We start from the raw sequence: 4,790 nt of genomic DNA, 5'->3' as shown, positions 1-4,790 counted from the left end.
TTGACCGCTAAAACACGCGGCGACCAGTCTCCGGTCATCTCGGAACTCAAAGAGGATAAAACCGAGCTTATCAAACAGAGAGGCGAACTGGAAATCCTGCTTCGCTCCGCGGAGGGGCAATTGGAAGCGACCAAGGCCAGCCTCGCCGCAGAAAGGAAAAATCTGCTCGAACAACGAAATCTCCTCGAAGAGGCGGAAAAGAAGTTCAAGGATGTCTTTACCTCCCTGGCCCAGGAGGCGCTGACCGCGAGCAAGAAGGATTTCCTGCAACTGGCCGAGGAGAATTTTGAAAAAAAGCGTAAAGAGGTGGATAAAACCATCCAGCCTCTTTCAAGTGCGCTTGACGAATATCGTAAACAGACAGGTGAGCTGAAAACTACGCTCGACAAGCAGCAGAGCTTGATCGGAAAATTGGACGAAGAAACCGGCAGGCTGCTTGACGCGCTCAAGCGCCCCGGTGTTCGCGGTCGTTGGGGAGAGGTCCAGCTCAGGCGCCTGGTGGAATTGGCGGGTATGCAGGTGCATGTGGATTTCGAGGAACAGGTATCCGTTGAGGGCGAAGGCGGCCGCTTACGTCCCGATATGGTCATCCACCTCCCCAACGATCGGATAGTGGTCATCGACGCAAAGACCTCAGCGGACCACTATCTCCAGGCTCAGGAAAAGAAGACCGAAGAGGAACGTCAGTATGAGCTCAAGGAGTTCGCCCGCACCGTCAAGGACCGGATGAGGGACCTCGGCAAGAAAGAGTACTGGATGCAGTTCGATAGGTCTCCCGAGTTCGTCATCCAGTTCCTGAACGTTGAATCCTTCTTCGCCGCCGCTCTGGAATACGACCCCACCTTGATCGAGCACGGTCTTGAGCAGGGGGTGCTGTTGAGCTCGCCGTTGAGCCTGATGTCCCTCCTGCTGGCAGTGAAACAGGGTTGGCGCGAGGAGGCACTCCAGGAGAACGCGCAGAAGATCGCCGTCCAGGGCAGGGAGATATTCGAGCGACTGTGCAAAATGACCGAGCACATAGACAACCTCGGTCGGAACCTGGTGAAGGCCTTGGAGAATTACAACAACTTGGTGGGGTCTTTGGAACGTAACGTACTACCCTCGGCTCGAAGGATAAAGGAGCTTGAGATAACCACGACTCGGGAACTGACTGTTTTGGATGAGAAGGACATTTCGCTTCGTCGGATTCAGGCGCCGGAGCTGTTGCCCGGCGGGGAATCGGGGGCGCCGCCGGACGGGGACGATAAATCTTGAAATAACTGCATTCCACGGCGCGCGATGCCTTGTATTCCAGCCGGTGATTTGTTAGCATCCGGCTGGTTTTCTCTTACCCCAACCACGTAAAAACGCGCATCCCTTTTTTTGCCCCCAGGAGGTAATTGATGCCCAAGATGCTTGAGCTGCGCTGGCACGCTCGGGGCGGACAGGGCGCGGTGACGGCCTCCAAGGTGCTCGCCGACGCGGCCCTGGAGATGGGCAAGCACGTCCAGTCCTTCCCCGAATACGGCTCCGAGCGCATGGGCGCCCCGATAAAGGCCTTCAACCGAATCTCCGACACACCGATAACCATCTACTCCTCCGTAACCGATCCCGACATCGTCATCGTCCTGGACGAGACGCTGTTGAACGTGGTGGACGTGAGCGAGGGGTTGAAGGACGACGGGATTCTCCTGGTCAACACCGAGCTCACGCCGGCCGAAGTCCGCGAGAATATCGTCGAGGGCCACCGGTTCCGCATCTTCACCGTGGACGCCACCAGCATCAGCCGGAAGTACCTGGGCCGCCGGATGCCGAACACACCCACCATCGGCGCCCTGACCGGACTCGTGGACGTGCTTTCCACCGACGACATCTGCGCGAGCTTCAGGGCCAACTACACGGACGTGTTTTCCAAGGACGTGCTCGAGGGGAACCTGAAGGCCATCCGGGAGGCGGCGGTTTCGCTTTCCAAGCCCGAGGCGGCGAAGGGTCCCGGCGGCCGCGGCCCGTTGGCCAAGCCCAAATACGGGAACGAAAGCTACAAGGAGCTTCCCAGAGCAGGCTACATCGTGGCTTCGGAGTTACACGCCTACCTGCGCGCCGGCAACGCCGTGGATTACAACACCGGATCCTGGCGCGCCGACCGGCCGGTCTGGGACTCCGAGAAGTGCACCCACTGCTTCCGCTGCTTCATTTTTTGCCCCGACGCGGCCATCACTTTCGATCCCGAGACCGAGAAGATGACCGGACACGACCTGGTGCACTGCAAGGGCTGCGGCCTCTGCGCCGAGGTGTGCCCCCCCAAGGTCAAGGCCATCACCATGGTCAATGAGACCAGCAAGTAAGCGGGGTTATCGCCCCGAGGAGGTTTTTGCCGTGCCTTCCAAGACGCTTGCCTTGACGGGGAATCAGGCGGCCGCCTACGCGATGATGCAGATAGACCCCGACGTCGTGGCCGCCTACCCGATTACCCCCCAGACCAACCTGATGCAGAAGTTCGCCGACTTCCACGCCGACGGCGACGTGTCCACCGAGCTCATTCTGGTGGAGAGCGAGCACTCGGCGATGAGCGCGTGCGTGGGAAGCGAGGCGGCCGGGGCCCGGACCATGACCGCCACCAGCGCCAACGGCCTGGCGCTCATGGTCGAAATCGTCTACATCGCCGCCTCCCTGCGGCTGCCCATCGTGATGCCCGTCGTCAACCGCGCCCTCTCCGGACCGATCAACATCCACTGCGACCACTCCGACGCCATGCTGTGCCGGGACTCGGGCTGGATACAGCTTTTCTGCGTGAACGCCCAGGAGGCTTACGAGAACACCATCCAGGCGATGCGCATCGCCGAGCACCCCGACGTGCTCTTGCCGGTGATGGTCAACTTCGACGGCTTTATAACCAGCCACGGGCTGGTGAACGTGTTAATCCACGACGACAAGAAGGTCAAGAAGTTCGTCGGCGAGTACCACCCGCAGTACCCCCTGCTCGACCCCGCCCTGCCGTTGACCATAGGCCCCCTGGACCTGTACGACTACTACTTCGAGCACAAGCGGGGCCAGATAGACGCCATGGAGGCCGCCCGCAAGGTCATCCTCGACGTGTCCCGGGAGTTCGCCAAGGAGTTCGGCTCGCGGGACGACGGCTACTTCCGCACCTACAAGCTCGAGAACGCCGAGATGGCCATCGTGGTTCTCAACTCCACCGGCGGGACGGTCAACGTCGTGGTGGACCAACTCCGCGAACAGGGCAAGAAGGTCGGGGCGATCAACCTGCGGGTCTTCCGCCCCTTCCCCGGCAAGGAGCTCGCCAAAGCCCTGGCCCACGTGAAGTGCGTGGCGATGATGGACCGCGCGGTGAGCTTCGGCGCCATGGGCGGACCGATCTACAACGAGCTGCGCAGCGCCTTGTACGAGTTGGATTCCCGCCCCGCGGTCATCAGCCGGATATACGGTCTCGGCGGCCGCCAGATCGAGACCTACCACATCGAGGAGGTCTTCGAAGACCTGTCCCGGCTGCTCGGGGGCAAGAGCGTGGATGATTACGGATATTTAAACGTCCGCCAGCACGAGCCGGCGACGGTCAAGGCTTAACGGGCGCCCTAGCGCCCGAGGAGGAGATATGCCCAGTTTCAAAGAGATAGCCCTCACGACGCGGCAGCGTCTCTCCGGGGGTCACCGCATGTGCGCGGGCTGCGGCGCCACGATGCTCATGCGCCAGGTCCTCCACAGCCTGGACCCCGAGGACGAGGTCGTCGTCACGGCGGCCACGGGGTGCATGGAGGTATCCACCACCATCTACCCCTACACTGCCTGGCGGTGCTCCTACATCCACAACGCCTTCGAGAACGCCGGCGCCACCTGCTCCGGCGTCGAGACCGCCTACCGCGCCCTGAAGAAGAAGGGCAAGATACCCCAAAACTACAAGTTCCTGGCCTTCGGCGGCGACGGCGGCACCTACGACATCGGCCTGCAAAGCCTCTCGGGAGCCATGGAGCGCGGGCACAACATGGTGTACGTCTGCTACGACAACGAGGGCTACATGAACACCGGCTACCAGCGGTCCGGCTCGACGCCCCACGGCGCCAACACCACCACCGCCCCCGCCGGAAAGGTGTCCTACGGCAAGCCCCAGTTCAACAAGGACCTGACCGGGATTCTGGTCGCCCACCGCCTGCCCTACGTGGCCCAGGCCATCCCCGCCAAGCCCAACGACCTGTTGAAAAAGGCCCATACCGCTTTCTACACCGAGGGCCCCTGCTTCATCAACGTCCTCTCGCCCTGCATCCCGGGCTGGAAAATCTCCCCCAACGAGACGGTCCAGACCGGCCTTCTGGCGGTGGACACCTGCTTCTGGCCCCTGTACGAGGTCGTGGACGGCGTGTGGAAGCTCACCTTCAAGCCCAAGGAGAAGAAGCCGGTCGTGGACTGGCTGCAAGGGCAGGGGCGCTTCCGCCACCTGTTCAAGCCCGAGCTCCGGCAGGACGTTATTGACGAGATTCAGGCCGAGATTGACCGGCGCTGGCACGAGCTCTTGGTGAAGTGCGGTGAAGGGGCCTAGAGCGTCGGTTCGTTCGATTCGGGAGGGGGCCGTGGGGCCCCCTTCTTGTTGGATGGACATGGGGTGGAACCGGACCCAAAATGGCGGCGTAGGTGCCCTCGAAGGGCCGAAGGAAGGGTGCGCTTTGGTGAAATTTCTGACGGGGCTGGCGCTGGTGTCGTCCGCGGTGACGGCTCTGGCCCAGGGCGGCACCTGAGCCGTTCCCGACGAGGGGTCGGAGTTTCTGACCGTCGTTCTCATCGTCGCCGGGGGGCTGGTC

Annotated in this window: 4 protein-coding genes; all 4 read left to right on the top strand. The window is 61.8% G+C overall.

From position 1 onward, the window contains the following. Positions 1 to 1,254: DNA recombination protein RmuC (gene rmuC, locus NTW26_01170; protein MCX7020886.1), on the top strand; the 1,254-nt coding region annotated here is incomplete at its 5' end. A 128-nt stretch (positions 1,255 to 1,382) separates the two neighbouring features. Further along, a complete protein-coding gene (locus tag NTW26_01165; GenBank protein MCX7020885.1) occupies positions 1,383 to 2,324 on the top strand; it encodes a 2-oxoacid:acceptor oxidoreductase family protein in 942 nt (313 codons plus the stop codon). An 82-nt stretch (positions 2,325 to 2,406) separates the two neighbouring features. Continuing rightward, positions 2,407 to 3,564 (top strand): pyruvate ferredoxin oxidoreductase, encoded by a 1,158-nt coding sequence (porA, locus tag NTW26_01160; GenBank protein ID MCX7020884.1) that lies wholly within the window; start codon positions 2,407 to 2,409, stop codon positions 3,562 to 3,564. A gap of 28 nt (positions 3,565 to 3,592) precedes the next feature. Beyond that, positions 3,593 to 4,531: a thiamine pyrophosphate-dependent enzyme gene (locus NTW26_01155; GenBank protein MCX7020883.1), complete on the top strand. Its 939-nt coding sequence runs from the start codon at positions 3,593 to 3,595 to the stop codon at positions 4,529 to 4,531. Positions 4,532 to 4,790 lie beyond the last annotated feature (259 nt).

It is taken from the genome of bacterium (assembly GCA_026398675.1).
Lineage (GTDB): Bacteria > RBG-13-66-14 > RBG-13-66-14 > RBG-13-66-14 > RBG-13-66-14 > RBG-13-66-14.
This window is presented reverse-complemented; position numbering and strand designations above follow the sequence as displayed.

Bases quoted from the DNA above. Each gene is read 5' to 3' on its own strand.
- NTW26_01165 (MCX7020885.1), top strand. From the start codon at position 1,383: ATGCCCAAGATGCTTGAGCTGCGCTGGCACGCTCGGGGCGGACAGGGC.
- porA (MCX7020884.1), top strand. From the start codon at position 2,407: ATGATGCAGATAGACCCCGACGTCGTGGCCGCCTACCCGATTACCCCC.
- NTW26_01155 (MCX7020883.1), top strand. From the start codon at position 3,593: ATGCCCAGTTTCAAAGAGATAGCCCTCACGACGCGGCAGCGTCTCTCC.